Raw genomic sequence first — 26,220 nt, 5'->3', positions numbered from 1 at the left:
GTCGGGTCGCCGGCCGATTGGACGCCTGTCGGGACGGGCTCGAGACGCAAGCCCTCGGGCCTCACCGACCCATCACGGACCTTGGTCTACGGCCGTGCCGGCCACGACAGGCGCTTGGAAGCGTCGGCGGTAATCGCCCGGGGCAGTCTGGAGATGCCGTAGGAAGGCGCGCCGCATCGTGTCGGTCGATCCGAAGCCGCAGCGATAGGCGATCTGCTGGATGGTCAGGTGCCCTGCTTCGAGGAGGCCGCGTGCGGCCTCCACCCGCGCCACCTCCACGAAGCGACCCGGGCTGGTACGGAGTTCGTCGTGAAACAGGCGGGTCAGGCTTCTCTCGCTGACGCCCGCGCGACGCGCGATTTGCGCGACCGAGAGGTCGGCCGACAGGTTGTCCAACACGAAATCGAGAACCTGTCCGAGATGCGCGTGCTCGGTCAGCTGTGCCTGCAGGTGCACGCTGAACTGGGACTGCCCACCCGGCCGGCGCAGGAACACGACCAGCGCGCGCGCCACGGCGAGCGAGACGGCGCTGCCGCAATCCTGCTCGATCAAGGCCAGGACAAGGTCGATTCCCGCCGTGACGCCGGCCGAACTGTAGATGTTGCCGTCCCGGACGAAGATGCGGTCCGGCTCGACGTGAGCCTTCGGGTACATCTCCGCGAGCTGCTTGGCGAACTGCCAGTGGGTGGTCGCTCGCCGCCCGTCGAGCAGTCCCGCGGCCGCGAGCACGAAGGCCCCGTTGCAGATGGAACCGATCCGACGGGTCCTCGGCGCGATGCCGGCGATCCATCGCAGGAGTTCCGGATCTCGGCTCCCCTCCTCGAAATCCGGGCTGCCGGCGACCAGCAGGGTGTCGAACGGCTCACTCACCTCGCCGATGAGGCGGTCGGGCAGCATGCGGATTCCGGAAGCCGCGGTGATGGGTCCAGGCTCCGTTCCCAGGAGCGTCACTCGATACGCCACGCGTGCGCCGCGCACCTGACCGGCCTGCGCGAACGCGTCGGCAGGCCCGACGACGTCCAGCGCCTGGGATTTGCGGGGGGCCACGAGCCCGACCGTGATGGTCTTCTGGTCCATCGTCATCCCGCCAGGCTCCCCACCCGGTTGACCCGCTCGAATTGACCCGCCTGCCGCAACGCGCCGAATGGTCTTGCCCGGCTGGGGAACCGTCGGGACGGTCAGCGTTGAGCAGGCCGGCGGTTTCGACCCGTGCAGGCGGCGTGCCGTGCGGTTTGTCGCACGTTCCGGGCGGCCCGCCCGCGACGATCAATCATGCTGGCCGCAGCCGCACCCCGGGGCATGCGCCCCGCCGGGCCAGCGGGAGGCCCGGATCACGCTGCAGAAGTTGCCCTTGCGGAAGCCCGGCTCCTTGTCGGCGATGACGTCGGCCTTGACGTTGCCGAAGGTGGTGTCCGGCTTGTGCTTGATGCCGTCGTAGAAGGCCTGGATGATGTCCTCCTTGAAACCCGGCGTGCGGGGAAAGGACGAGACGACCGCGTCGCGCTCGGCATCGGAATACTGGTCGTAGGTCAGGCCCAACACATCCATCTCGACGCCGGCCGTGACCAGGGCGACCACCGGATGCATGTGGACCGGGATGCCGGGCGTGGTGTGAAGCGCGATGGCCGTCCAGACGGTGTAGACGTCCGCCTCCGGCACGCCGTGCGCGGTGAGGAAATCGCGGGCCGCGTGGGCGCCGTCCACCTCGAAGCGCTCCTGCGCGCTGCTGTGATCCGGCATCAGGCCGATATCGTGGAACATGGCGCCCGCGTAGAGCAACTCCCGGTCGAAGGTCAGGCCGCGATGGACGCCGGCGAGCGCGCCGAATTGGTAGACCCGGCTCGAATGATTGAAGAGCAGCTCCGTCTCGGTGTCGCGGACGAAATCGGTGATGGCACGGGCGAGCTTGCTGTCGGGGATGGCGGCTTCGGAATGGACGCTCATGGACGGATCTCCTTTGCCCTCGGGGTTGCCCTGAGCTATGGGAAGCCTGGTTTGGCATCAATCGCCGCAATAAGACGATTTCTGCCAACGTGCCTGCACCGTCGGACACGGATCCCCGATGACATCCCGGTCGGTCGCTCTTCTCGCCATGCCCGACGTCCAGCTCCTGGACGTGGCCGGACCGCTCGACGTCTTCGCGGAAGTGAATGCCCAGTGCGGACGGGAGGTCTACGGCCTCTCCGTCGTCGGCACGGCACCGGGACCGATCACGACCTCGTCGGGCCGACGGCTGCTGCCGGACCTCGTCGCCCCCGCGGATGCGGAGCCGGCCTTCGATACGCTCCTCGTCGCCGGGGCGCCCCGGATGCACGAGGCGGCGGTCGGCGCCGAGCTCCTCGCGTGGCTCCGGGAGGCTGCCGCGCGCTGCCGCCGCTACGGCTCGGTCTGCAGCGGGGCCTTCCTGCTCGGGCAAGCCGGCCTTCTGCGCGGCCGGCGCGTGACGACGCACTGGGCCGTGGCCGAGATGCTGACCGTGCGCTATCCCGAGGCGCAGGTTGAGGCGGATGCCATCTGCCTGTTCGACGGCCCGCTTCGGACCGCGGCCGGGGTCACGGCCGGGCTCGACCTCGCCCTGGCGCTCGTGGAGGAGGACCTGGGGGTCGAGATCGCGCGCCGAGTGGCGGCCCAACTCGTCATGTTCTTCAAGCGCGGCGGTGGCCAGATGCAGTTCAGCCGCCGGGGGGTCAGCGCGCCGGCCGGCCGCTCGGCGCTGCAGGAAACGCAACGCTGGGTCGCCGCGCATCCGGCCGAGGATCACGGCGTCGAGCGGCTGGCCGCTCGGACCGGCATGAGCCCCCGTCACTTCGCGCGCGTGTTCCGGGCCGAGACCGGCATGACGCCCGCAGCCTACGTCGAGACCGTGCGGATCGAGGCGGTGCGCCGCCTCCTGGAGACGGGCGAAGTCGCCCTGAAGCAGGTCGCGGGCGCTTGCGGGTTCCGGGATGCCGACACGCTTCGGCGGGCCTTCGTTCGGCGGGTCGGCCTCACGCCCGCCGAGTACCGGCGCCTGCACGCCCCCGCTGGCGCGAACGGCATCTTGTCCCGGTCCGGATAGGTTTGCCCGTATCCGCCGTGTGAGGATCAGGCATCGCGCTTGGAATGCAGGGCGACGATGTTGTCGGCCTCGGCCTCGGAGATCGCCGGCGCTCCGAGCGCGTCGGCGACCTTGCGGGCGAGCTGCTCGCGCTTGAACGGTTTGCCGATGAGCTGGACCCCGTCGTCGAGCCGGCCGTGATGCACGATGGAGTTCTCGGTGTAGCCGGACATGAACACCACCGGCACCTCCGGGCGCAGCGCCTGGACGCGCTCGGCGAGTTCGCGCCCCCGCACCTTGCCCGGCAGCACCACGTCGGTGAGCAAGAGGTCGATGGCGGCCGCGTTCGCGCCGAACACCCGCAGCGCCTCCTCGCCATCGGCCGCCTCCAGCACCCGGTAGCCGAGATCGGCCAGGATCGCGCAGGCGATCTCTCGCACCGCCGCCTCGTCCTCGACCACCAGCACCGTGCCCGTGCCGCGCGGGAGCTCGATCGGCGCGCCCGAGCGCTGGGCGGCGATCGCGGCACCCACCGCGCGCGGCAGATAGAGCTTGACCGTCGTGCCCTCGCCGGGCTCCGAGTAGATCTTCACGTGGCCGCCCGACTGCTTGACGAAGCCGAAGACCATCGCGAGGCCGAGCCCCGTGCCCTTGCCGTCGGGCTTGGTGGTGAAGAACGGCTCGAAGACGCGCGCCAGCACCTCGGGCACCATGCCGTGGCCGGTATCGGAGACCGCCACCATCGCGTAGTCGCCCGGCGTTACCTCGGCGTGGTGGCGCGCGTATTCGGGGTCGAGAACCTTGTTGCCGAGCTCGATCGTCAGGCGCCCGCCGCCCGGCATGGCGTCGCGGGCGTTGAGGGCGAGGTTCAGGACCGCGCTCTCGAGCTGCGCGGGGTCGGCCATGGCCGGCCAGAGCCCCGCGGTCTCGACGTAGCGCACCTCGATGTGCTCGCCGAGGGTGCGACGCAGCAGCGGGATCAGGTCCGGCATGGTCGCGGCAAGGTCGATGGGCGCGGGCGCCAGGGGCTGCTTGCGGGCGAAGGCGAGGAGCTGGCCCGTCAACGTCGCGCCGCGCTGGGCCGCCCAGGCCGCGCGCTCGATGCGCTGCTGCAGCTTGGCATCGTCGGTCAGCTTCGCGCGGACGAACTCCAGGTTCCCCAGAATGACCTGGAGCAGATTGTTGAAGTCATGCGCGATGCCGCCGGTCAGCTGCCCGATGGCCTGCATCTTCTGGGCCTCGCGCAGCACGCTCTCGGCCTGGGCGCGCTTGGTCATATCCGAGATGGTCAAGACGAAGCCGCCGTCCGGCATCGGCGTGCGGCGGATTTCCAGGTGATGCCCGTTCGCAGCCTCCCGCTCGTAGGTGATGGGCTCACGCGGATTCTGGCTGCCGTGGCGGATCTGATCCTCGGTCTCCAGGGTGGGACGCCCCGGCTTCGCCGTTTGCTCGACGAAGGTGGCGTAGGTCGTGCCCTGCCGCAGCATCGCCTGGGGCAGGGCGAGCAGCACTTGGAAGCACTCGTTCCAGTTCTTGAGCCTGCGGTCGGGCCCGAACACGGCCACGCCCTGGCTGAGGCTGTCGAGGGTGGTGCGCAGGCGCAGCGCCAACACCCGCTGCTCGTCCTCGGTTTTCTGGGACCGCGACCATGCCTGGTTCAAGAGGCGCGCCGCCCAGAGAAGGGTCAGCATGGCGAGCGTCGATCCGCCGAGGACGGACCAGCGTACCCACCGCGCTCGGGTGTCGTTCTGGGCAAGCCGCTCCTCGAGCAGGTTCTGCTCGTCGGCGAGCATCGCGGCGACGATGGTCTCGGCCTCGCGCATGTCCTTGCGGCCGGCATCCGTGTTGACGATGCGCAGGGCCGCCTCCACCCCGCCGTCGCGGCGCGCCTGTACGGTCTGCGCGAGTTCCTCCAGCTTGTGCTGGACGACGGGGGCCAACCCGCGGATGCGTTCCTGGTGCGCAGGGTTGTCGGCGGTGAGCGCCTGCAGCTCGCCCTGCAGCACGCCGATGCGGTCCCGCGCCGCGTGGTAAGGGCCGAGATACTCGTCCCGTCCGGTCAGGACATAGCCGCGTTGGCCGCGCTCGGCGTCACGCAGAGCGATGGCTAGGTCCTTCGTGGTGGTGAGCACCCGGTAGCTGTGCTGCGACCACTCGCGGGCGACGCGTGAGGCGTTCAAGCGCTCCCACGTGACTGCGCCGACGAGGGCGAGGATGACCATCAGCACGCCGAAGACCAGGAGATTGGCGCGCTTGACGAGGTACTCGGTCATGGCATCCGGGTTTGGGTCGAGGCGACGCCCGGTCGGAATGGCCCGGCAGGCGCGAGCATACTCGAACGCCGCGGACAGAGTCGCGTGTGTGCTTGCAGCTCGTACTTGGGCTTATGGCCGGCGATTACGGATAGATTGCGGAAGTGACACCCGACGCGCCGGGCGCTGCCGGGACCCTGCCGCGCGGGCCTCATGAGCCGCGGGACCGCCGTGTCGAGGGCGCCCAGGCCGTCGTGCTGCCGGCGGACGGCCGGACACCACGTCGGTCACGGCGGAGGTCCGGATGCCGGGCTTTCCGGTTTGGGGCCGAGCGAGCGGGCCTCACGGGGCGCCTCCGAGGCCTCGCACCCGACGTCAGCGCAGGGTCGGTGACTCGCCCGGTTTGAGGTGCCCCTCCTCGCCGTCGGGACCGCCGGCCGCGACATGGGCGTTCATTCGATCCAAGTGGTCGAAGACGTGCTCGAAGGCGGTGATGACAGCCTGCTCGAAGGACCCGTCGTTCTTGCCCTGCGCCGCCTTCAGCGCATCGACCAGTTCACGATGCTTTCGCGTGTCGCTCGACATCCCGTCCTCCTCGTCGCCGGATCTCTTGCCGGGGAACAGGTGCAAGCGGCCTCCGGGCGTGCCGGTTCCAGCGCGAGCCGGCACTCGGATCCCCAGGTCATAGGCCCGATGCGATCCTATTCACGCGACAGCCACGCCTCATCGGTCTAAGCTTGCGCGCGAGACGGAGACGATGCCCGAGAGCCGCCCCCTGGAGACTTCCAAGCCGCCCGCCAGCCCGTCCGGTTCGGATGACCGGGTCGCCGACCCGGCCAGGCTCGCCGCCCTCGAAGCCCTCGCCCTCCTCGATACGCCGCCCGAGGAGGGCTTCGACGACATCGTCCACCTCGTCGCCCAGGCCTGCGACGCGCCTGTCGCCCTGGTCAGCCTCGTCGACCGCGACCGGCAATGGTTCAAGGCCCGCGTCGGCTTCCCCGATTGCGAGACCGACCTCAACCGCTCGGTCTGCAAGTTCGCCCTCGGCGCCGACGACATCCTGACCGTCCCGGATCTGGCCGCCGACCCGCGTACCTGCGACAACCCCCTCGTGACCGGCGAGCCGTACATCCGGTTCTACGCCGGCGCGCCGCTGCGCACGGCCGAAGGCACGGCGCTCGGCAGCCTTTGCGTCATCGATCACCTCCCGCGCCCGGACGGCCTGACCGAGGGGCAGGCCGACGCGCTGCGCCGCTTCGCCCGGCAGGTGATGCGCCAAGTCGAAATGCGGCAGGCGGTGCGCCTGCGCGACGACCTGCTGACCGAGCGCGGTCTTCTCGAGCGCCAGCGCGCCGTCCTCGGCACGACCCAGGCCGGAATTGCCCGGGCCGGCGGCCGGCAGGATGCGGTGCTCGAAGCCGTTCTCGCCGGCGCCATGGAGGCGGTGCCCGCCGCGGATGGGGCCGTCCTGGGGCTCGTCGACGGCGATGCCCTCGAATACCACGCCGTTCGCGGTAGCCTCAAACCTCATCGCGGCCTGCGGGTGCCATTCGAGGGCAGCGCCTCCGGCCGCTGCTACCGCGCCGCGAGCCCCGTGCTCGTGACCGACGCCCGCACGGACGACGGCGTCGACGGCGGGTTGATCGAGGCGCCGGATCTCGGCTCCGCCGTGCACGTGCCCGTCATCCGCGGCGAGCGGGTCCTGGGTGTCCTGACGCTGCAATCCCGCCGCGCGGACGCCTTCACCGAGCGGGACCTGACGCTCCTGCAACTCTTCGCCGGCACCGCCACGGCGGGCCTGACCCAGGTCAGCGAGGCGGCGGCGCAGGCCGCGGTGCGGGCCGGTGAGGCGCGCTACCAGGCCGTGTTCGAGAGCATCACCGACTACGCGATCGTGGTCATGGACCTCGACGGCCACGTCACCGACTGGAACGCCGGCGCCGAACGCATCCTGGGCTGGACGGCCGAGGAGGTGCGCGGCCGGCCGGCGGACGTGTTCTTCACGCCGGAGGACCGCGTCGCCGGCATCGCGGACCAGGAGATGCACGGCGCCCTGACGGAAGGGCGCGGCGCGGACGAGCGCTGGCACCTGCGCAAGGGCGGCGAGAGATTCTTCGCACTGGGCGAGATGGTGGTGCTGCGCGATGAGGCCGGGACCGCCACCGGCTTCGTCAAGGTCCTGCGCGACCGCACCGGGCAGAGGCTGGCCGAGGAGCGCCTTCGGCAGAGTGACGAGCGCCTGCAGATGGCGCTGACGGCCTCGGGCGACGTCGGTCTCTGGGATTGGATGGTCGACACCGACCTGCTGCACGGCGACGCCCACTTCGCGCGGCTCTACGGGCTCGACGTCGAGCGGACCGCAGCCGGCGTCACCATGGAGCAGTACCAAGCCTTCGTCGTCCCGGAGGACATCCCGCCCCTGCGGGCCGCCATCCGTGAGACCTTCGAGCGCGGCGCCGATTTCCTCATCGATTACCGGCTCGCCATTCCCGGCCGTCCGCTCAGCTGGGTCGAGTGCAAGGGCCGGCTCATTCATGACGAGGCGGGCAAGCCCGTACGGTTCTCCGGCACGGCGGTCGACGTCAGCGCCCGCAAGGCGGCCGACGCCGAGGCCAAGAAGCTCGCGGCCATCGTGGCGCAGTCCTCCGACTTCATCGGCATCGCCGACGCGGATTGGCGCATCGAGTGGATCAACGAGGCCGGGCTCAGCATGGTCGGCTTCCCCGGCACCAGCGCCGAGGGCGTGGATCGGGCGAGCTTCTACCCACCCGAGACCTGGAACTACATCGAGCAGGTCGTGGTCCCCGCACTGCAGACGGACGGGCGCTGGCGCGGCGAGCTGCGCATGCGCCGCTTCGACACCGGCGCCGAGTTCCCCGTGCTGTACGACCTCATCGCCATCCGCGACGCGGGCGGCCGGGTCATCGGCTATGCGACCGTCACGCGGGACATCACCGAGCAGAAGCGGGCGGAGGAGCACCAGGAACTCCTCAACCACGAGCTCAGCCACCGGATGAAGAACCTGCTGGCGATGGTGCAGGCCATCGCTACCTCGACCCTGCGCGGCGCAACCGACGTGGAGGCGGCGCGCGAGGTGCTGAGCAGCCGACTGGTGGCGCTGGGCAAGGCGCACGACGTGCTGCTCGGCGGCGCGGTCGAGCGAGCGCCGCTGGGCGCCGTGGTCCGCCAGGGCGTCGGCGTGCAGGAATCGGCGGGGGAGCGCGTCGTCTACGAAGGACCCGACGTCGAGATCGGCGGCAGGGCGGCGCTCTCGCTCGCCCTGACGCTGCACGAGCTGACGACGAACGCGATCAAGTACGGGGCTTTGTCGGTGCCCGAGGGCCGGGTCGCGGTCACCGCGGCGGTGCTCGACGCGCCCGAAGGCCCGGGCCTGCGCATCGCCTGGACGGAGCGCGGCGGACCGCCGGTCAGGCCGCCCATGAAAAAGGGCTTCGGCTCGCGGTTGATCGAGCGCGGGCTGACCGCGCAGGTCGGCGGCCGCATCGCGCTCGATTACCCGCCCGAGGGCGTGACCTGCGTCGTCGAGGCCCCGCTTGCCGGCTTCCAGGCGGTCCACTGACCGGGCATGCCAGGAGGAGCATGACGGCCCATCGCCGCCCGCCCGTGGAAGCGTGCCACGCCCGTGCTCGGCGCGTCCGCTTCGAGGCTCGGATCAGCTGGACCGATCCGGAAGCGGCATCCGGACGGAGACCCTGATCCCGTCCGATGCGAAGGCGACGTCCACCTCGGCGCCCGTCTGTGCGGCCAGCACCTTGTTGAGGAGGCGCGAGCCGAACCCCTCACGGGTGGGGTGTCCGACCGGCGGGCCGTCGTGTTCCGTCCAGTCCCAGCGCAGGGCCCGCCCCTCCGCCGCTTCCTCGACCCACCATGTGACCTGCAGGCGGCCGTCCGGATCGGCGAGCGCGCCGTGCCGCAGGGCGTTGGTGGTCAGTTCGTGCAGGGCCATGCCGACTGGAACCGCGATCTCGGACGGCAGCACCACCCGTGGCCCTTCCAGGGTGAGACGGCCGCGCTCGTCGTAGGGCTGGAGCTCGGCCCGCAACAGGCCCTCGAAAGCAGCGGCCTGCGCCTCGTCCTCGGTGATCAACGCGTGGGTGCGGGCGAGCGACGCGACCCGGCCCGAGAAAGCGCGGGTGAATTCGGCGACCGATAGCCCGGAGCGTGCCGTGGCGTTGAACACGGCCTGGACGGTGGCGAGCGTGTTCTTGACCCGGTGGTGCAGCTCGCGCACCAGCATGGATTGCCGGTCCTCGTAGGCGCGTCGTTCGGTGACGTCGCGCTGTGCCGAGACCCAGTGCGTGATGCGCCCGTCCGCTTCGCAAACCGGCGTGATCAGCCACTCGACGACGTAGGTCGAGCCGTCTTTGCGGTAGTTCAGCGCCTCGCCCTGGGTCGCCTCGCCGGCTCGAAGCGCCGCCCGCACCCGGTCGAGGGCGGCACGGTCCGTGTCCGGCCCTTGCAGGAAACGCGGCGAGCGGCCGATCGCCTCGTGCGCCGCGTAGCCGGTCATGCGGGTGAAGGCGGGATTGGCGTACTCGATGCGGGGGCCCGGCTCGTCGAGATCGGCCGAGGTGATCAGGATGGCCTCGCCGGACGCCTCGACCGCGGCGCGCAGCAGCCTCAGGTCGACCGTGGCGAAGCCGCTCTCGTCTCGGTCCACGGGATGAACGCCTCCGGGTTGTGCTGCCGGCCGCGCAACCGGGGCCATTCAGGCCCGTGCGGATGCGTGCATTCGGCAATCGTTTCGATGGATGAAGGTTGCGTGCTGCGGCCTCAGCGCCACTCACGCCATGGCATGGCCGAAATCCGAGGTCTCGCGCCCGGGTCCTGTCCTGGCCCCGCGGCGCAAGGCGGTCTGCACGCGGTCGATCAACTCGCTGCGGCGGTAGGGTTTTCCCAGCACGTCCATGGCGTGCGGCTGCGGCCCCTCCATGGCCATCTCGTCGTTGTAGCCGGTGGTCAGAAGCACCGGCACGTCCGGGGCCCGCTCGCGGACCTTGGCGGCCAGCACGATGCCGTTCTCGCCGCCGGGCATGATGACGTCGGTGAACACCAGCCTGAACCCGTTGTCGGACGCTGCGGCCTCGTCGAAGCGCTCCAGCGCCTGTTCCGCGCTGTGGGCGATGACCACACGGTAGCCGACGTCCTGCAGGGCCTCGGCGGCCATGGACGCGGCCTCGTGGCTATCGTCGACCACGAGAACCAGCGGGGGTGCCGTCGACGTGTCGGGCCGGGGCGCCCGGTGGCCGGCCTCCTGCGCCGGCCGTTCACGCGGCTCCGCCTCGGGCCGGTAGCGTGGAAAGAGCATGCGGATGGTCGTGCCGCGCCCGACCGCGCTCTCGACCTCGAGCCGCCCCCCGGATTGCTGCACGAAACCGTGCGCCATCGCCAAGCCGAGTCCGGTGCCCGCGCCGCGCGCCTTGGTGGTGAAGAACGGCTCGGTCGCCCGCGATGCGACGTGCGGCGCCATCCCGGTGCCCTCGTCGGATACGCAGAGCAGGACGTAGTCGCCCGGCTCCAGGTGACGGGCCTTGGCGTCGCCGTTCAGGTGGATCTCCCGCGTCGTGACCGTGATGGCACCGCCATTCGGCGAGGCGTCGCGCGCGTTCACGACGACATTGAGAAGCGCCATCTCAAGGTGGGTCGGATCGACCTTCACCGGCGGAAGGCGACGCTGCAGGTTGAGGTGCAGCGACGCCTTGCTGCCGACCGACGCCTCCAGCAGTTCGGCGACCGAATTCACCAATTCGCTGAGGTCGACGCCCTTCGGCTCCAGCCGGCCCCGCCGGGCGAAGGCGAGCAGCTGGTGGGTCAGCTTGGCGCCCCGTTGCGCGGCGGTGGTCGCCGCGACGAGGTAGCGCTCGAACGCCTTGTCGTCGTGACGCTTGGCCGCGAGCCGCTCCAGGCTGCCGTCGATGACGTGCAGCAGGTTGTTGAAGTCGTGCGCCAGCCCGGCGGTGAGCTGGCCGATGGCCTCCATCTTCTGGGCCTGCCGGAACTGCTGCTCCGCCTCGCGCCGCTGCGTCACGTCGAGCTGGCTGGCGAAGAAGTAGATGGTCTCGCCCTGCGGGTCGTGCACCGGCCCCATGAACACGGCGTTCCAGAAGGGCGTGCCGTCGCGGCGATAGTTCAGGATCTCGACGGCCACCGCCTCGCGCTTCTCGACGGCCTCACGCAGCCGCGCGACGTGTTCCGGGTCGGTGCCGGCGCCCTGGAGAAATCGGCAGTTGCGGCCCATCACCTCCGCCTCCTCGTAGCCGGTGAGGTCGAGGAAGGCGTTGTTGGCGAACACGATGGGCACGTCGTCCTGTCGCGGGTCGGCCAGGATCATCGGCATGCGGGTCATCTCGACGGCGGCGAAGAAGACGTTGCCGCGCTCTTCGAGGCTCGGCTCGGTGATGGTGCTCTGCTGCCAGTGCCGCAGCCCCGGGCGGCCGAGCGGTTCGAGGGCACCCTGGTCCATCGCTCCGCCGGCCGGCTCGCCCGTGCTCGCCCCCCCTTTTCCAGCATCCCTGCGGGCGTGATCCTCGTCCATGCTGCTTCCCATGACGTCCACGTGCGCCGGCCGCATCGCGGCCGGTCCCCGCGTCCGAGAGGACACGGTCGCCACCGCGGCCCCAGCATGCCTAACCTCGACCTTGCAGAAGGGTTCGCCGTCTCGGTGTTTTGCGTGCAACTCCACCGAGCTCCCGAGACATCGTAAGTCGGCGAGCCCACAGGTTGCCGGAAGCCCGTAACGCGCCACGGTCGACGCGGCCTGATATCCGCAATTCCTGGGGTCGCTCGAATCGAAGACTATATCTTCCACGCCAACGGCAGATGTTCGGTAATACGGTTATTCCACGGACGATGAACGAAGGTGGGGAAATGGCGCATGAGCGAACAGGCCGGGCGCGAACCCTTGACCCCTTGCAGACATCTCGCCTGCTGGTCCGGATTCCCACGGATATGGGAAAAGCGGACCTGAAGGTTGCGGCCGCTCCATCAGCCGGTTCGTGCGGGCAGGGACACGCCAGGCAGCAGAACGACGCCGAGCTTCAGCAAATGTGGCCATCGAAGGAAACAAGGGACCCGGCGACGACGTCGAGGCCGGGGAGGCCGAACATCACCGGGAACGATACCTTCGTCCGAGCTCAACGGGTCGGAACTCAGGGCAGGATAGGCGAGCCGCCTGAAGCCTATTCGGCATGAGCCGGCACATCCGATGCATCCTGCGCCCTGATCACGGCAAGGTGTCTGATCAGCGCGTCGATGAAGACGCGCACCTTGGACGACAGGCTACGGTGGCTCGGATACAGCGCGTGCACGTCGACCGTGTCCTCTGCAGCCTCCGGGAACAAGCGTACCAGCGCGCCGGTGGAAACCGCCTCCCTGGCGAGGAAGTCGGGCAGGCGACCGATGCCGGCCCCGCCGACCAGCACGGTGCGCATCGCGGTCGGTTCCGGCACCACGTTCCCGGGTCGGACATCGACCTGTTCCACTTGGCCGCCGGGCTGGCGGTACGACCATGTCATGAGGCGGTCGAAGGCCGACAAGAGCACGTGCCGCGAGAGGTCCGCGACCGTCGAGGGCGCTCCGCGTTCGGCGAGATAGGCCGGACTGGCGCAGGTCCAGAGCTCGATCCGGGCAAGATGGCGTGCGACGAAATCGCTGTCGGGCAGCGTCCCGATGCGGATGACGAGATCGGCGGCCTCAACCGGCAGGTCGATCAACCGGTTCTCGACATCGAGCACGACGCGGACGTCCGGATATCGCGTCAGGAAGGTCGGCAGCATCGGCGCGAGCAGCCCGACCGCGAAGGTGAAGGGCACGTTGATCGTCAACGTACCGCGCGGCGATCCGGCATAATTGCCGATCGCCGTCACCGCCTCCTCAACGTCGGTGATGATACGGCGCGCATGCGGGAGCAGGAGGGTGCCCGCATCGGTCAGCCGAAGGTGCCGCGTCGACCGCTCGACCAAAGCCAAGCCGAGTTCCGCCTCAAGTCGCGCGAGCGAGCGGCTGACCGAAGACTTGGGCCGGCCCAGGGTCCGCGCTGCGGCCGAGACGCTGAGCAGGTCCGCGATCCGCGCGAAGGCGCGAAGATCATCGACGTCCATGGTCGTATCGTTCCCGATCTGCAACGACCTGTCCCGATGTTGGTCCCTGCACGGGAGAGTCGGAACACCCTACCTCCGCGAGAGGATCTGGCACAGAGAGGTGAGGCATGTCGGACGAAGCCCGTCCCGAGGTCGTCATGGCAGGTGCAACGGGTGGGCTCGGCCTGCGCATCGCACGCGCGCTTCGTCAGCGCGGAGCCTCTGTGAGAGCCGTGATCCGGCCGGCAACGAGTTCGGAGCGAACCGCGCCGCTCGAATCCGCCGGGGCGACCCTGGTGCGGACCGACCTGAAGGATGCCCCCGGCCTTGCCCGCGCCTGTCGGGGCGCGACCTGCGTCATCTCGGCGCTGAACGGCTTGGAGGAGACGATCCTCGACGGTCAGACCGCGCTCCTCGAGGCGGCGGTCGCTGCCGGCGCGCCGCGCTTCATCCCCTCCGACTTCGCCCTGGATTTCACCAGGACGGAGCCGGGCGGCAACCGCAACCTCGACCTGCGCCGCCGCTTCCACGAGCGCCTGGACCGCGCACCCGTGCGGGCGACCTCGATTTTGAACGGCGGCTTCATGGACATGCTGACGGCGCAGATGCCCCTGATCCAGTTCGGCTGGCGGCGGGTGCTGTACTGGGGAGACGCGGACCAGCCCCTCGATTTCACCGCGATGGACGATGTTGCCGCCTACACGGCCGCTGCCGCGCTTGACCGCGATGCCCCTCGCATCCTGCGCATCGCCGGCGAGGTCGTCAGCGCACGGGGACTGGCCGAGGCCGCGAGCGACATGACGGGGGAACGCTTCAAGACCCTGCGCATGGGCGGGGTGGGTAGCCTTGGCGCGATGATCGCGGTCGGGCGTATCCTGGCGCCAGGCCGGGGGAAGGTGTTTCCTGTCTGGCAGGGCATGCAGTACCTGCGCGACATGTTCGGTGGTGCCGGAAAGCTCGACCCGCTCGACAACGGGCGCTACCCGGGCCTGCGTTGGGTTGGGGTGCGCGAGGTGCTGTCCCGCCGCTGAGGCGGTGTCATCCCCCGATCGTTGGAAGCGTCGAAGAGGCCGCGCACCTGGGGTTGGGGTGGACCCGCGCCGCGCCATACCCAAGACAGCAAAAATTGGGAACAATGACGCGCCGGGAGCATGCCTGAGTAATTGGCCGTCTACCTACCGATTACGACCGTCAAATGACCTGGGAAGCTGTTGCACGCCGCATCGACGGTCTCGCAAGCAACAGGTGGGCCTCGGACCTAGCGCTTGTGCTCGCGCATCCCTTTCGGATCTTGGTCCGGGTTGATGTAGTCGAGCCCGAAGGGGCCGGTGCCGGAAACCTGGATGACGGCACCCTCGCTCGTTGTCCAGAGCGAGTGAGGCATCTTGGCGGGAAGATAGAGGAAGGCGCCCTTCTTGAAGAGCTTGCCGCGCTCTTTGTCTATGGTTTCCCCCATGTCATGCATTACGCTGCCCGACAGCAAAGTCACGCTTTCATCGGTGGCGTGTGTATGCGGGGCAATGACATAGTCGGGTGGGAACCTCAGCCTGAGCGTGAAAGGCCCCGGCTTGTCCGGGTCGCCCGCGATGATGCTGATCTCACTCCCCTTCGGCAAGGAAGGCGGCGCAGGCGTCCAACTCACGGCATCTTCGCCGGCAACCATGACCATTTCGGCCGCTCGCGCTTCCGGTACAAGAACAAGAAGCGCGATGATTAAGCTCAAGCAGGGACGGAAGCGCATCACTTACTCTTTCGGCTGACCATGAACAGGCTCCGTCACTTAAAGCGCGGCTCGGTGCCCCCGGCTACGGCAGATTGCCCACATGTCCCTGGGCAAATCGCATGATCTGCCGGCAGCACTTCCGACAGGGCCGAGGGCTCGGGTACACTCGAATCTTCGGGAGGATGGGATGCCGGCACTCAGCGCAGAGCAGACATTGGGCCGTTTGGACCGGCGCGATCTCGACCTGAAGTGGGCACTTGTCGGCCGGATCGCTCTCATCTCGCTTCTTTGCGCGGTCGGTGCCGCCGCCTTCGTGATGCATGACGTTGCCGCCAAAACAAAACGATGGAATACCGAGACTGCCGAGGCGGTACAAAAGCAGCTTCGCGCGCAACTCCTGAGGATAGACAGGGCTACCGATCTCTCCGTGCGGTTTCCTGACTGGGAGATCGTAACCAGATACACACTCCATCCCGGCCAGTGCGTACGGTTTGCCGACGCGAATACCGATGAGAGACGATCAAGCTGCCTTGGCGCCGATGTGCATGGTCCAGCGACACCGGAGTGGTTCGCGAATATCTATCGGCTTGTTTTCTTCTCAGGATCGAATGTGAGTGTGCCGCTCGAACACAAGGGCGCCCTGAGGGGAACCGTCGAAGCGGATATCAACCCGGACGCCGTCGTCGGTTCGGCCTGGAGCGCATTGAAGCAGGTCTCGGGCGCGCTTGCCGTCTTGACGGCGATTCTTTGCATCCTCGTCTACGGCGCGATCTCACACGCGCTGCGTCCTGCAAATGAGATACTGACCGGCGTCAACCGTTTGTCAGGCGGCGACCTGTCCTATCGCCTGCCAAGCTTCCGCTTGCGTGAACTTCACCTCATCTCGACTGTCCTCAACGAATTATCCCAAAGCCTGCAGGTGGCAATGCTGGAGCGTTCCGAGCTTGCCCGGAAACTGATCGATGCCCAGGAACGCGAACGGCGCGCTCTCTCGCTCGAACTCCATGACGACGTCGCACAGCGATTGACGGCTCTCAGCCTTCTGGCGCGATCAGTCCAAGAAGACGCCAAATCCGCTTCTCCCGCGGTCGCGGCCGAGTGCGCGGAACTTGCTGCCATGGCATCGGTCGCGATGCGGGCGCTACGAAGCACCCTCGCATGCCTCAGGCCTCCGGAAATCGACGATCTGGGCCTGCGGGTCGCTCTCCGGGAGTTGGTAGCCGAGCGAGCGCAGAGAGCCGGAAATCAGGTCAACTTCGCGCTTCAGATCGACGATCGCCTCGACGAGTTGCCGTCCGAGGCAGCGGTACACGTCTACCGGATCGTTCAAGAAGGCCTCACCAACGCAATCCGCCATTCGAATGCCCGGAATATCGAGATCATCCTGAAAGCCTCGCCCAGGGGAGCCGTCGCTGATGTCCAGATGACCATCGCAGACGACGGCCGCGGGGCGCCGGCTGATGTGCCGCAACGGTCGCCAGCCGGCATCGGATTGCTCGGCATGCGTGAACGCGTCTTCGCTCTCAATGGGCAGATCGCGATCGGAACAGCGCCGAGCCAGGGCTTTCGACTGCAAGTCAGCTTCCCGACCGCCCTTATCGCCAGGGAGACGACATGATCGGTCCGCAGATACGCGTCATGGTCGTGGACGACCATGCGGTCGTCCGGGAAGGCTATCGACGGCTGCTGGAACGGCAACCCGACATCGAGGTCGTTGCTGAAGCGCACGACGGCACATCGGCCTATCTCCGCTACCGGGCCGTCGGGCCCGATGTGGTCATCATGGACATCAGCATGCCGGGCCGCGGCGGCATCGACGCGATCCGACAGATCAAGCAGACCGATCCCCGTGCACGAATCCTCGTCTTCAGCGTGCATGCCGCTGCAAGCTACGCGGTACAGGCCATTCGCGCCGGTGCGCGCGGATACATCACCAAGAGCAGTGCATCGAATGTCTTGGTGGAATCCGTCCGCAATGTGTACGACAATAAACTGACTTTATGCCCGGAAATATCGCACGCACTGGCGGCGAGCCATCTTGACGATGGCCAGCCCGTCATTGAGCAGCTTTCGCCGAGAGAATTCGAAATCCTGAGAATGATCATCGATGCAAAAACAAATGATGAGATAGCAGAAGCTTTCTGCCTAACACGGAAGACGATTGGCAATTATCACTACTCAATCAAAGCAAAGCTCGGTGTCAAGTCTGATATCGACCTGATTTATCATTGCATGCGACACGGTCTTGTTGAACCGATGACCGATCATGATCGGGTGTGAAGCGTATCGCGGATCCACCCGCGGGGCGGAGGTGGACCTGCGATGCGTGTCGCTCGACGATCACAGTCTCAAGTTTCCTCGGGCGGGTGGCACATCACAATGGTCACCCGGCACACGCTGAAGGTCTGTCCGGCGATCGCAATTGGGCGGCGCCATGGACACCCTGTGAGCGCCGGGCTTCAACCCGCTCCAAGCTTATCCTCCATATACTCGAGCAACTTCACTCGTACTGATGCGGGCGAGCCTCCAGCAGCAGCAACGGATTGGATCAAGATCGCTCAGCGCTGATCATGGGAATGAAGACTGCCAATTCTGCGCGGCGCGCGTAGGCGAGTCCGATGAGCAGGATCGAGAGTACGAGCGCAGGGATTGCCATCACAACGGGATCGCCCGCGTGCCAGTGGCTTCCGACAGCGCCGACCATCAAGACAGCGAGCAGGGCCGCTCCGACACTGGTCAAGCCGCGAACCCAGAGCAAGCCGGCGCCGAGCAGCTGTAGAGCACCGATGGTGTACATGAACCACAGAGGATAGCCGAAGCGCTCGAATCCCGCGACTTCGAATGGCATCGCGGCGAACTTCATGCCGGCCGCGGCTGTGAATACAATGGTGAGCATTGCGCGCAGAACAAGGCTGCCGGCTCGCTGTCGGCTCCACGTCTTTTTCATCGCTGTCCCTCTTGCTTGGCAACTTTGTCTCGGACTGTTGAGCACTGCGTTATGGCTCTGCACGATTTCGGGGCGATTGCGTCATGCATTTCGATTGCCGGACACAGCCTTCGTCACGGGGTGAGGCCGACGCGCCAACACTGGGTCCGTCGTCATCGAGAATCGTTGCGCGACCGAGATCATTTCGCAGCCGCCGCCGAGCACGCAGCGGCGGCCGTTCCGATCCTGCGGGCTGGAAGATCCCGCGGCCGGATTTCAATCAGCTGCAGACGCGCTCGTACCCGCCAAGCAGCGGACTGAAGATGGCGCGGCAGTCACCGTAATTCGAACTGAGAAAATAGGTGCCGGACGGATACCCCCAGCCGAGCCCGCCGAACCGCTGCCGGAAGCCGCGGTGGTCGAAGCGGCGATGATGGCCGAATCTTCCGTACCCGAAGCGTCCGTACCTGAACCCTCGGTGGCCGAAGCCCCCATGGTGACCGAAGCCGCCGTGGAATCCTCCGTGTCTGAAGCCGCCATGGCCGAACCCGCGGGCGTCGGCACTGGCGACGCCGCCGGCCAGGGCCGCGAGCGCGAAACCTGCCACCATCATCATCTTCATCGAACTCGTCTTCATCTTGCTTCTCCCTGTTGGGGTGAAAGCATTCTGCGCTCGACGATGATCGGTTTCCGTGATCCCGGTCACAGAAGGCCCGGCGTACGGCTTGGCTTGAGGCTTAGGGCAGGGGACTCGGATCGCGCTTCAGCCAAACCTCGATGGGTTGAGACCGTCCGCGCAGGGCCGTTGTCCGCCGCTCGTCGAAGATGTCGCCCGGTTCGTCGAGGCCGGCAGCCGTCAGCAGATCGGTGCTGGCGGCGAGGCGCGACCCGGCTTCCGAAGCCACCGCGAGCAGGCGGCTCGCGACATTGACCGTATCGCCCGTCGCCGTGACATGCTGATTGGTATCGCTGCCGAGGCGCGAGAGGATGGCCGGTCCGTAATGTGCGCCGATCCGCACGTCGAGCGCGCGTCCGGCGCCTGCCAGTTCGGGGTCGCGCTCGATCCAGTCGCGGGTGCGTAGGATCAGATCTTCGGCGGCCCGCACGGCGTTCTCTGCCCGGGTGGGATCGGGATCCAGCGCGCCGAACACGACCATCGCGCCATCGCCCATGAAGTTGACGACAAGACCTCCGTGGGACGAGGCGGTCTCGTCCACCAGATCGTGAAACGTCTTGAGGATCTCGCGGGTGCGCACCGGGCCGAGGCGCTCGCTCTGGCCGGTGAAGCCGGTGAGATCGATAAAGAGCACCGGGATTTCGCGGGTGAGGGGTGAAGCCAGATAGGTTGGGTCCCAGGCGAGCCGATCCGCGAGCGCGGCGGGTTGAAGCTGGCGCAGCGCCTGCTCCGATCGTGCGAGCCTCACGCTCTGGCGGCGATCGATCGCCTGCCGTGCCGCCGCACACAGGAGGGCCGGCAGTCCGGCGGCTGCGAGCGGCAGGGCGGCGCTCAGCCAGATGCCCCGGCTGAAGGCGACGGTGCCCACAGCAAGCCATGCCGTCAGGATGAGGAGGACGAGGAGGGCCGCCGGGAGCGGAGAAACCAGCGCGATCAGGAGCACGGCAGAGCCCGCGAGAGCCATAGCGGCCACGGCGTCGAGGCGGCGAACGCGCACATCGCGCACGAGGCCGTCACCCGTGGTCAGGTGGGCGATGCCGGTGGCAAGCAGTTCGACACCGGGCATCACGGGATCGAACGCCGTTGCAAAGGTATCGCTTCCCCCCAGCGCCGTCGCTCCGATCACGACGATGCGGTCGGCCAGAACGGCGGCCGGTGCAGTCCCATCGAGAAGTGCGGCGGCACCGAACGTTTGGATCGTGCGCCGCGGTCCGTAGGGACGGAGGGGAAGATGATAGCCGAGATCGAGCGGGATGACGGAAGACGCGATCCGAACCTCTCCCTCGCTCAGGACCGGATCGCTCCGAGCGGCCAGGGCCGCCGCGCGCAGGACAAAAGCTGCGGCCACACCCTCGTTCGTTCGGGTCACAAGAGGAAGGTGCCGCGGCACGCCGGCGGCGTCCTCGGACAGGTTGACGAGGCCCGACAGCGCGGTCGCGCCGATCCCCGGTGTCGGACGATGCACGGCGGTGGCGACCGGGATGCCGTCCTCGTTCGTCGCATCGTCGAAAACAGCGGCCGCCGCCAGGACGGCGGGCACCCTGGCGAGAGCGGCGGCAAGGGCATGATCCGCCTCCGGTTGGCGCCCGTCTTCCAGGAACAGAACATCGACGGCCAGCGCGCGCGGGCGAGCGGTCGCGATGGTTTCGATGAGCCGCGCCATCGTCGCGCGCGACACGGGAAAGCCTCCTTCCCGGCGGACGATCTCGTCGTCGATGGCGACGATCGCGATGTCAGCGGGCGGCGTACGTGGACCGGCCAGGCGCAGGCGCAGATCCGTGAGGGCCGCTTCGAGTTGATCGAGCGGCGTCGCCCGTCCGGCGATGTGCAGGTGAGAGAGCCAGCCGCTCCACCCGAGCGCAGCGACGAGCACGAGGAGGGCGAAGCGTCGGTTGATCCGGTGGCGGGCCGAGATCGACTCAAAGCCCGGCATCAGACCTGCAGCTTTCACCGTCCGAAGCGTTCGAGCAAACCTCTGACGCGTTCCTGCGGCCAACGCCGCACTTCGAGGGGAGCCTGATCCGCATCGACATCGACGCCCTCACCCGGGCCCAGCGTGACGGACACGGCCGGGGCGTTCCGGCGTGCCACGGCGACGCGGCCGCGAGCCACGAACACCGCCGTCTTGGCGGCGGTCACATCGACGGCGTAGACCGTGCCGCGCACGGAGGCAATCGCGTGGGGCGTGAGGATCTGGAAGCCGCCCTGGCGCGGACGCGAGCGAGGCGGCAGGGTCACGAGAACGGCCCGCCCCCCGATCTCCGCTCCTTCGAGCTGCCCATCGCCGTCCCGATCGATGGGCCGCAGCGCGGCCTCTCGCTCGGTTTCGAGCGAGAGGCCGTCGTCGCAGCGCAAGACTCGCAGAGGCGGGTCGAATCGTGTCGTTTCCGTGCAGCGCGTCTGAGCGTGGACAGCGCCTGGGACGGCGCAGGCCACGAGGACCGTCGCGACGCGCACCAGATGTCTCATGGGGTGGACTCCTCCTGCCGCCTCAGATCCGGGAGGGCTCGCCGAGGGCCGTCAGACGGTGCGCGATCTTCACGTGCACGCGTGAGCGCCCCAGATCGATGATGCCGGATCGGCGCCAATCCTGAAGGACCCGGTTCACGCTTTCCCGCGCGGCGCCAACGTAAGCGGCGAGCTCCTGCTGCGTCACCTGGATCTCGGCACCGTAATCCTCGGACAGCATGACCAGACGCCGCGCCAATCGGGCGTCGAGTGGAAGCAGTGTCGCTTCTTCCATGCGTTCGCTCATCCAGCGCAATCGTCGGCACAGGAAGCCGATGATCCGCGCCGCCAAGGTCGCATCGTGCGCGAGGAGCCCGAGAAAATCCCGCCGCTCGATGACGAAAAGGTCCGTCGCCTCGAGGGCGGTGGCCTCCGCAGTGCGGGCATGACCGTCGAGAAGTGCGATCTCGCCGAAGACATCGCCCGGCCCGAGGAGGTTGAGCGTCACCGACCGGCCGTCCTCGGTGCCGGTGGCGATGCGGATCTGACCACGGCGGATCGCGTAGAGGGCATCGCCCGGATCGCCCTTCTGGAAGAGCACCTCGTGCCGCGCAACGCTTCGCAACCGGCAAAGGCCGGCGATGGCTTGGATCGCATCCTGGCCCAACTCGGCGAAGAATGCGTTGGCGGACAAGAGCCGCGCGAGCGTGTTCGGCGTGCTCACGACATCGCCTTTCGCGGTGGCCGCCCGGGACGCGGGTGCGAGCGGCGAGTCCCGCGGCAAGCGGTCTCTCGACACTCGAAGCGCGCGCAGGACCCCGAGGAGACGCTCAGCATGCAGCCGCAGACGCGTCGCGCAACGGCCACCTTCGAAGGTCGGGATAGCAAGACGGGCGCCACCCGCTGTGCCCGACATTCCTCCGAGGCTGACTCTGTCACGACATGCGTCCTCGGCGGAAGCGGGAAGCGTTCGGCGATGCTGCGCGTCTCCCGGGCATATCGCGACACGATCCTTCCGGTGGCGGCAGGGACGAAGGCAAGCCAGCCCCTTCCGGTTTCGTCACGGTGGCCCGAGCGCACACCCGAACGACATCCACCGGTGAAGATGACATCATCGCACCCATCTTACAGCCTTGTGTCAGCACGCTCGCGCAAGCTTTCGCTTCACACCGGCCAAGGCGTCCGTGACGAAGATCACAGGCTTGCGCGGCCAGGACGTCACGTAAGGTCATTGATCGAGGCGGTCCGGATGGCCGGGACCAGCCGACCGCTCGGCGGAGGAACCAACCTCGTCGACCTGATGCGCAAGGGTGTCGAGCAGCCGTCCCGGCTCACCGACGTCTTCGCGTTGTCTGCGGCGATCGAAACGACCGACGATGGTCGCCTCGTGATTGGTGCAGCGGCGCGGAACAGCACCGTCGCGGCCCATCCCTTCGTCCGATCGCGTTATCCGATGCTGGCGCGCAATCCTGGCAGACGCCTCGGCGCAGGTGCGCACCATGGCGACCGTCGGCGGCAATCTCATGCAGCGGACGCGATGCCTGTACTTCGCCGACGTCGCCGCCTCCCGTTGCAACAAGCGGGACCCTGGGAGCGGACGCGATGCGGCGGGCGGATCCCGGCGCTGCCACGCGATCATCGGCACCTCGCCGGCCTGCACGGCCACGCACCCGTCCGACATGTGTGTCGCCCTGGCAGCTCTCGACGCAAGCGTCTGGATCGCGGGTCCGGCCGGCGCGCGCACGGTGGCGCTGGTCGATTTCCACCGCCTGCCCGAAGACCGGCCCGACCATGAGACCGTGCTCGAGTCGGGCGAGGTCAGCCATGGCGCAGCCCGATCACACGGCTGTGGAGCCTAACCAGTCGACCAGCCTCCTGACATCCCCCGCCCGGGCCGGATGTCGGGGATGGACGACCCAGTAGGGATGGGCATCGAGCACCGGCCCGAAGGGTTGAACCAGCGCGCCGCTCGCCAGATCGTCGGCGGCAAGCACGACCGACAGCAGCGCTATTCCCTGACCCGCAATCGCGGCCTGGATGACGTGACCTTCGTCGCTGAAGCGCGTGCCCGCCCCGCCGTCGATGTCCGTGATCCCGGCTTTCCGCAGCCAGACCGGCCATGTCGGCGTCTCGTCGGTCAGGTCGGGCCACTCGAAGTGCAGCAGGGGGTGGCTCGCCAAATCGCTCTCGGATCGAACCGCGAGACGAGGACTGCAAGCGGGCGCGACCCGGTCGACCACCAGCCTGTGAGCCTCGAGGCCGGGGTAGCGTCCGGGCCCGTAGCGGACGGCGACGTCCACTCCGTCGCGCGCGAAGTCGACCAGGCTGTCGGACGCGTGCAGCCGCAGGTCGCAACCGGGATGCGCGGCACGGAAGTCGCCAAGCCGGGGAACCAGCCACTTCGCGACGAAGGCGGTCGGAGCCGAGAGCGTTAGAAGGCCGGCCGAGGGCCGGCCGCGGATCTGGTCGATGGCGTCGGCGAAGGCATCGAAGCCATCGCGAAGCACGGGCAGCAGTACGGCTCCTTCGGCAGTCAGCCGGACCCGGCGCGTCTCGCGGTGGAAGAGGCGCAGCCCCAGGGTCTGTTCGAGAAGCCGGATCTGATGGCTGACGGCGGTCGGCGTGACGCCCAGTTCGTCGGCGGCACCGCGGAAGCTCAGGCGGCGCCCTGCCGCCTCGAAGGCCCGCAGCGCCGCGAGCGGGGGAAGCGATCTCCGCATCGTCATGGCTGAACGTAGTTCATCCGTCGCGTGAGGAGAAGGCGTTCGTCATCCGGCACTCGGGCTGGCAGAAGGACGCCCACCCAGGACAGGAGGCTTCCATGAAAGCGATGGTGTTGACGCGGTTCGGGGGACCGAACAGCTTCGAGCTCCGGGACCTGCCCGATCCACGGCCGGGCCCCCGCCAAGTCCGCGTTGCGGTGCATGCGACGTCGATCAATCCGCTCGATGTCCAGATCCGCCGCGGCGACTACGCCGACCAGGTCGAACTGCCGGCCGTCATCGGACACGACGTCTCCGGGGTCGTCGACCAGGTCGGATCCGACGTGACGACGTTCCGCGTGGGGGATGAGGTCTATTACACGCCGCGGATCTTCAGCAGGCTGGGATCGTACGCGGAGTACCACGTGGCGGACGTCGATATCGTGGCGCGCAAGCCGGTCAACCTGACCCATTCCGAGGCTGCGAGCGTCAGCCTCGTCGGCGTGACCGTTTGGGAGGGGCTGGTCGAGCGGGCCCGGTTGCAGGTGACCGAGACCGTCCTGATCCATGGCGGCGCCGGGGGCGTCGGGGCCATCGCCGTCCAGGTCGCCAAGGCCATCGGCGCGCGGGTCCTGGCGACGGCGAGAGGCAGCGACGCTGCGCTTGTCGAACAGCTCGGCGCCTCGGCCGTCATCGATTTCGAGCGCGAGGACTACGTGGACGCCGTCAATCGCCTGACCGAAGGCAGGGGCGTCGACGTCGTCCTCGATACGATCGGGCGCGACACGCTCTCGCGTTCCCCGCGCATCCTCCGCGAGGATGGGCGCGTCGTCACCCTGGTCGACACCGCCACGCCGCAGAACCTCATCGACGCCTGGGGCCGGAACGCGACCTACCACTTCGTCTTCTCCCGCCAGGCTGGCGGCAAGCTCGACGCCCTGACGCGCCTCATCGAGCGAGGCCTCGTGGTGCCGCAAGTTGGCCTGGAGTTTCCCCTCGACGAAGTCGCCCGCGCTCACGCACGCTCGGAGGAGGGCCGGCTCAAGGGGAAGATCGTGCTTCGGGTGCGACCGTGACACCGCCGGATCTATGCCGGAGCCTCTGACTCGACGGGTCACAAGGCCCTGGTGGCGGAGGAGGACGACCGCATGACGATGGACGTGCCGGGGCTCTGCGTGGTGCGGGCGCCATCCGGTGCCATCCGTAATCGTCCGCCTCGAAACCGGCCTCGGCCTGGCCGCAGCAGCGAGCCAGCAGCATTACAATCTCAAGACGTATCTTGCCTGAGCACAGAGAATCGGTCGCGGAAGCGCGTCAAGGCCTCGGATTCGCCGCTCGAACGAGTGGCGCGACGTCGGTACCGAGGAGTTCGATCGAGCGCCTCATCGCCGCGGTTTCGAGAGAGGCGGTGCTCATTTGAAACGTGATGCGCGAGACGCCGCCGAGCACCTCCCCGGCATGCAGCATTTTGGCAGCGACGGTCGTCGGATTGCCGATCAGGAAGGCGCCCTCGGGACTGGCCATCGCTTCGAACTGCTGGCGCGACGGCGGCGGCCATCCGCGTTCCCGCCCGACGACCCCTGTCAGATGAGCCCAGCCAGGGAAGAAAGCATCCTTGGCAGCTGCGTCGGTCTCGGCAACGAAGCCCATCGCGTGGACGCCCACCGTCAGTTTGTCGGGGCTGTGGCCAGCAAGGATGCCGGTTTCGCGATAGAGGTCGACGAGCGGACGAAAGCGTTCGAAGGTCCCACCAATGATCGCGACCATCAAGGGGAGACCGAGCGCGCCGGCGCGCGCAAAGGATTGCGGCGTTCCACCGACGCCGACCCATAGAGGAAGCCGCGGCTGGTGGGGGCGTGGGAAGACTCCCTGCCCCTTGAGCGCCGGACGGAAGCGGCCCTCCCACGCGAGATGGGTCGTCTCGCCGAGCTTCAGGAATAGATCGAGTTTTTCCGCGAAGAGTTCATCGTAGGCCTGCGTGTCCAGGCCGAAGAGTGGAAAGGCTTCGCCGAACGATCCTCGACCGACGATGATCTCGGCGCGACCCTTGGCAATGAGATCCAGGGTCGCAAATTCCTGAAAGACCCGAACGGGGTCAGCGGCGCTTAGGACCGTCACCGCACTCGTCAATCTTATCCGACTCGTGCGGGCGGCAGCGGCGGCCAGGATGATCGCGGGTGCAGAATCGAGGAACTCCGCGCGATGATGTTCGCCGATGCCGAACACGTCGAGGCCGGCCCGTTCGGCGACTTCGACCTCCTCAAGAAGGTTGGCCATGCGATCAGTCGCGGACGGGAGCCGGCCCGTGGTCGGATCGGGGAGAATGGCCGCAAAACTGTCGACGCCGATTTCCATGG

21 protein-coding genes and 1 pseudogene are annotated in these 26,220 nt (G+C 68.0%); 7 read left to right on the top strand and 15 right to left on the bottom strand.

What is annotated here, in order from left to right; translation table 11 throughout:
• Positions 1-72: 72 nt before the first annotated feature.
• Together ABS772_RS07435 and ABS772_RS07430 are read right to left on the bottom strand one after the other, a co-directional pair.
• Complete coding sequence (locus ABS772_RS07435; RefSeq protein WP_350393390.1) at positions 73-1,083, bottom strand: GlxA family transcriptional regulator; 1,011 nt, start codon at positions 1,081-1,083, stop codon at positions 73-75.
• 183 nt (positions 1,084-1,266) lie between these two features.
• Positions 1,267-1,944 carry an HD domain-containing protein gene (locus ABS772_RS07430; protein ID WP_350393389.1) on the bottom strand — a complete coding sequence of 226 codons (678 nt, stop codon included), beginning with the start codon at positions 1,942-1,944 and terminating at the stop codon, positions 1,267-1,269.
• Positions 1,945-2,062: 118 nt separating this feature from the next.
• Here ABS772_RS07430 and ABS772_RS07425 point away from each other — a divergent pair, with 118 nt between their 5' ends.
• Positions 2,063-3,058 carry a GlxA family transcriptional regulator gene (locus tag ABS772_RS07425; RefSeq protein ID WP_350393387.1) on the top strand — a complete coding sequence of 332 codons (996 nt, stop codon included), beginning with the start codon at positions 2,063-2,065 and terminating at the stop codon, positions 3,056-3,058.
• Between the two features lie 26 nt (positions 3,059-3,084).
• Here ABS772_RS07425 and ABS772_RS07420 read toward each other — a convergent pair whose 3' ends face one another.
• Complete coding sequence (locus ABS772_RS07420) at positions 3,085-5,310, bottom strand: CHASE3 domain-containing protein (protein ID WP_350393385.1); 2,226 nt, start codon at positions 5,308-5,310, stop codon at positions 3,085-3,087.
• 354 nt (positions 5,311-5,664) lie between these two features.
• The gene (locus tag ABS772_RS07415; RefSeq protein WP_350393525.1) at positions 5,665-5,874 is read right to left on the bottom strand and encodes a hypothetical protein; all 210 of its coding nucleotides are present in this window, start codon (positions 5,872-5,874) and stop codon (positions 5,665-5,667) included.
• 172 nt (positions 5,875-6,046) lie between these two features.
• Here ABS772_RS07415 and ABS772_RS07410 point away from each other — a divergent pair, with 172 nt between their 5' ends.
• Complete coding sequence (locus ABS772_RS07410) at positions 6,047-8,869, top strand: PAS domain S-box protein (protein ID WP_350393383.1); 2,823 nt, start codon at positions 6,047-6,049, stop codon at positions 8,867-8,869.
• Positions 8,870-8,962: 93 nt separating this feature from the next.
• On the opposite strand, the gene ABS772_RS07405 is transcribed toward ABS772_RS07410, so the two are convergent.
• The 3 genes from ABS772_RS07405 to ABS772_RS07395 form a co-directional block, all read right to left on the bottom strand.
• Positions 8,963-9,970 (bottom strand): HWE histidine kinase domain-containing protein, encoded by a 1,008-nt coding sequence (locus tag ABS772_RS07405; protein ID WP_350393382.1) that lies wholly within the window; start codon positions 9,968-9,970, stop codon positions 8,963-8,965.
• A gap of 123 nt (positions 9,971-10,093) precedes the next feature.
• Complete coding sequence (locus ABS772_RS07400; protein WP_350393380.1) at positions 10,094-11,773, bottom strand: PAS domain-containing protein; 1,680 nt, start codon at positions 11,771-11,773, stop codon at positions 10,094-10,096.
• 715 nt (positions 11,774-12,488) lie between these two features.
• Entirely contained in the window at positions 12,489-13,409 is a 921-nt protein-coding gene (locus ABS772_RS07395; RefSeq protein ID WP_350393378.1) for a LysR family transcriptional regulator, read from the bottom strand.
• 107 nt (positions 13,410-13,516) lie between these two features.
• Between ABS772_RS07395 and ABS772_RS07390 the strand changes: the two genes are divergently transcribed.
• Positions 13,517-14,419 carry an NmrA family NAD(P)-binding protein gene (locus tag ABS772_RS07390; protein ID WP_350393377.1) on the top strand — a complete coding sequence of 301 codons (903 nt, stop codon included), beginning with the start codon at positions 13,517-13,519 and terminating at the stop codon, positions 14,417-14,419.
• Positions 14,420-14,646: 227 nt separating this feature from the next.
• On the opposite strand, the gene ABS772_RS07385 is transcribed toward ABS772_RS07390, so the two are convergent.
• Positions 14,647-15,129 carry a cupin domain-containing protein gene (locus ABS772_RS07385; protein ID WP_350393375.1) on the bottom strand — a complete coding sequence of 161 codons (483 nt, stop codon included), beginning with the start codon at positions 15,127-15,129 and terminating at the stop codon, positions 14,647-14,649.
• A 169-nt stretch (positions 15,130-15,298) separates the two neighbouring features.
• On the opposite strand from ABS772_RS07385, the gene ABS772_RS07380 reads away from it, so the two are divergent.
• Both ABS772_RS07380 and ABS772_RS07375 read left to right on the top strand, forming a co-directional pair.
• The gene (locus tag ABS772_RS07380) at positions 15,299-16,729 is read left to right on the top strand and encodes a sensor histidine kinase (RefSeq protein ID WP_350393374.1); all 1,431 of its coding nucleotides are present in this window, start codon (positions 15,299-15,301) and stop codon (positions 16,727-16,729) included.
• Complete coding sequence (locus ABS772_RS07375; protein WP_350393372.1) at positions 16,726-17,391, top strand: response regulator transcription factor; 666 nt, start codon at positions 16,726-16,728, stop codon at positions 17,389-17,391. The genes ABS772_RS07380 and ABS772_RS07375 overlap by 4 nt, the downstream gene beginning before the upstream one ends.
• A 268-nt stretch (positions 17,392-17,659) precedes the next feature.
• Here the strand turns inward: ABS772_RS07375 and ABS772_RS07370 are convergent, their stop codons facing one another.
• From ABS772_RS07370 to ABS772_RS07350, 5 genes are all read right to left on the bottom strand, one after another.
• Positions 17,660-18,058 carry a DoxX family protein gene (locus ABS772_RS07370; RefSeq protein WP_350393370.1) on the bottom strand — a complete coding sequence of 133 codons (399 nt, stop codon included), beginning with the start codon at positions 18,056-18,058 and terminating at the stop codon, positions 17,660-17,662.
• Between the two features lie 259 nt (positions 18,059-18,317).
• Entirely contained in the window at positions 18,318-18,674 is a 357-nt protein-coding gene (locus tag ABS772_RS07365) for a hypothetical protein (RefSeq protein ID WP_350393368.1), read from the bottom strand.
• A 100-nt stretch (positions 18,675-18,774) separates the two neighbouring features.
• Entirely contained in the window at positions 18,775-20,646 is a 1,872-nt protein-coding gene (locus tag ABS772_RS07360; protein WP_350393367.1) for a CHASE2 domain-containing protein, read from the bottom strand.
• Positions 20,647-20,660: 14 nt separating this feature from the next.
• Positions 20,661-21,170: a FecR domain-containing protein gene (locus ABS772_RS07355; RefSeq protein WP_350393365.1), complete on the bottom strand. Its 510-nt coding sequence runs from the start codon at positions 21,168-21,170 to the stop codon at positions 20,661-20,663.
• 34 nt (positions 21,171-21,204) lie between these two features.
• Complete coding sequence (locus tag ABS772_RS07350) at positions 21,205-21,885, bottom strand: Crp/Fnr family transcriptional regulator (RefSeq protein WP_350393363.1); 681 nt, start codon at positions 21,883-21,885, stop codon at positions 21,205-21,207.
• 111 nt (positions 21,886-21,996) lie between these two features.
• On the opposite strand from ABS772_RS07350, the pseudogene ABS772_RS07345 reads away from it, so the two are divergent.
• Positions 21,997-23,020 (top strand): annotated as a pseudogene (locus tag ABS772_RS07345) (FAD binding domain-containing protein).
• Here the strand turns inward: ABS772_RS07345 and gcvA are convergent.
• The gene (gcvA, locus tag ABS772_RS07340) at positions 23,000-23,887 is read right to left on the bottom strand and encodes a transcriptional regulator GcvA (RefSeq protein ID WP_350393361.1); all 888 of its coding nucleotides are present in this window, start codon (positions 23,885-23,887) and stop codon (positions 23,000-23,002) included. The pseudogene ABS772_RS07345 and the gene gcvA overlap by 21 nt on opposite strands.
• Positions 23,888-23,982: 95 nt before the next feature.
• On the opposite strand from gcvA, the gene ABS772_RS07335 reads away from it, so the two are divergent.
• A complete protein-coding gene (locus ABS772_RS07335) occupies positions 23,983-24,939 on the top strand; it encodes a zinc-dependent alcohol dehydrogenase family protein (RefSeq protein ID WP_350393359.1) in 957 nt (318 codons plus the stop codon).
• A gap of 238 nt (positions 24,940-25,177) precedes the next feature.
• Here ABS772_RS07335 and ABS772_RS07330 read toward each other — a convergent pair whose 3' ends face one another.
• On the bottom strand, positions 25,178-26,218 hold the full coding sequence (locus ABS772_RS07330; RefSeq protein WP_350393358.1) for an Atu2307/SP_0267 family LLM class monooxygenase: 1,041 nt from the start codon (positions 26,216-26,218) through the stop codon (positions 25,178-25,180).
• Positions 26,219-26,220: the final 2 nt, after the last annotated feature.

It is taken from the genome of Methylorubrum podarium, from assembly GCF_040270385.1.
Lineage (GTDB): Bacteria > Pseudomonadota > Alphaproteobacteria > Rhizobiales > Beijerinckiaceae > Methylobacterium > Methylobacterium podarium.
This window is presented reverse-complemented; position numbering and strand designations above follow the sequence as displayed.